Source organism: Mesorhizobium sp. M8A.F.Ca.ET.021.01.1.1, assembly GCF_003998025.1.
GTDB lineage: Bacteria > Pseudomonadota > Alphaproteobacteria > Rhizobiales > Rhizobiaceae > Mesorhizobium.
The window spans coordinates 1-1457 of record NZ_RZSJ01000906.1 but is presented as its reverse complement, the minus strand read 5'-3'; the positions used below and the strand labels follow the sequence as shown (position 1 = coordinate 1457).

The 1457-nt window shown below is 62.9% G+C and carries 2 protein-coding genes; both read left to right on the top strand.

Annotated elements, in window-relative coordinates; genetic code table 11:
* On the top strand, positions 1-614 hold a 614-nt coding region (locus tag EOA36_RS35305; protein ID WP_189553542.1), incomplete at its 5' end, for a benzoate/H(+) symporter BenE family transporter.
* 117 nt (positions 615-731) lie between these two features.
* A complete protein-coding gene (locus EOA36_RS35300) occupies positions 732-1214 on the top strand; it encodes a DUF2852 domain-containing protein (RefSeq protein ID WP_127281224.1) in 483 nt (160 codons plus the stop codon).
* Positions 1215-1457: the final 243 nt, after the last annotated feature.

Genomic DNA, 1457 nt, shown 5'->3' with positions numbered 1-1457 from the left:
TTCCCGGCCGTGTCGGCGGCTTGCCCGCGCCCGAACTCTCGACGCTGACGTTTATTGCTCCCCATTTCACCGCCAAGGCGATTATCGGCCTGGCGCTGCCGCTTTATCTCGTCACCATGGCCTCGCAGAACCTGTCGGGGCTGGCGGTATTGCGGGCGGCCGGCTACCACCCTGAACCTGGGCCGCTGATCGGTATCACCGGCCTGTTTTCGCTGCTGTCGGCGCCGTTCGGGGCCGGAACCACCAATCTGGCGGCCATCTCGGCGGCCATTTGCACCGGACCTGACGTTCATCCCGACCCCGCCGAGCGCTGGAAGACGGGTCCGTTCTATGCGCTTGCCTATCTGATCTTCGCGATTTTCGGCGCTTCGCTGGTGGCGATCTTCGCCGTCCTGCCGCAGAGCCTGATCGTGCTGGTGGCGGGCCTGGCGCTGATGGCCTCGCTGGCCAACGCGCTGGCGATTGCGCTCAAGGACGAAGGCAACCGCATGGCCGCCACCGTCACCTTCGTCGTCACCGCCTCCGGGCTGACGCTGTTCGGCGTCGCCGCGGCTTTTTGGGGCCTTGTCGCCGGGCTGGTCGTGCTTTTCCTCGATATGCTCAAAAAGCGATAATCATTTCAGAACCTTGTCCGGTTTTGGCGGACATTGTCTTGAATCGCCGTTTTCGCCTTCCCATTTCGATTCCACGCAGCCGGTCCTGGCTGTCTCCAACCGAAGGAATGGGAGAAAATGAACACATCTGCATTGATCCGCCCGGCCTGGACGCCGGCGACCATCGCGTTGATGGTGATCGGCTTCATGGTGTTCTGGCCGCTCGGCTTCGCCATGCTCGCCTACATCATCTGGGGCGACCGGCTCGAGGGCTTCAAGCGTGACGTCAACCGTGCGACCGACGGCATCTTCGCCGGCTGCCGCCGTGGTTCCGACAAGGCCGCGCGCTGGGGCAATGGCTCCGCTCGCACCGGCAACGTCGCTTTCGACGATTGGCGCGAAAAGGAGCTTGAGCGTCTGAACGAAGAGCGCCGCAAGCTCGACGAGATGTTGACCCAGTTCGACGAATACGCTCGTGAATTGCGCCGCGCCAAGGATCAGGACGAGTTCGACCGGTTCATGGCCAACCGCAACAAGTCGACGGCTCCGGCGAAAACCGAACCGAGCACCGGAACGGCCCCCACCAAGCGTGGCAAAGGCTCGAACCTGCTCGACGACTGAGGCCCAGCGACAGGGCCAAGGTATGATGACGGCGTCGCGCGAGCGGCGCCGTTTCTTTTTTGTTCTATTCGTTTTCCTCGAATCGCGTATCGTCCGGCCATGACCATCGGGTTCTTCCGCAATCTGACGAAGCCCAAGCCCACGCCTGCCGTGGAACGGGAATACTGTGTCGCCGGACGCACGCTGCCGCTCAAGATCGTCGAGAGCGCCAGGGCAAAGCGCCTGACGCTGCGTATCGATTCC

Excerpts from the sequence above, each read along its gene's own strand:
- EOA36_RS35300 (WP_127281224.1), top strand. The coding sequence starts at position 732 with ATGAACACATCTGCATTGATCCGCCCGGCCTGGACGCCGGCGACCATC.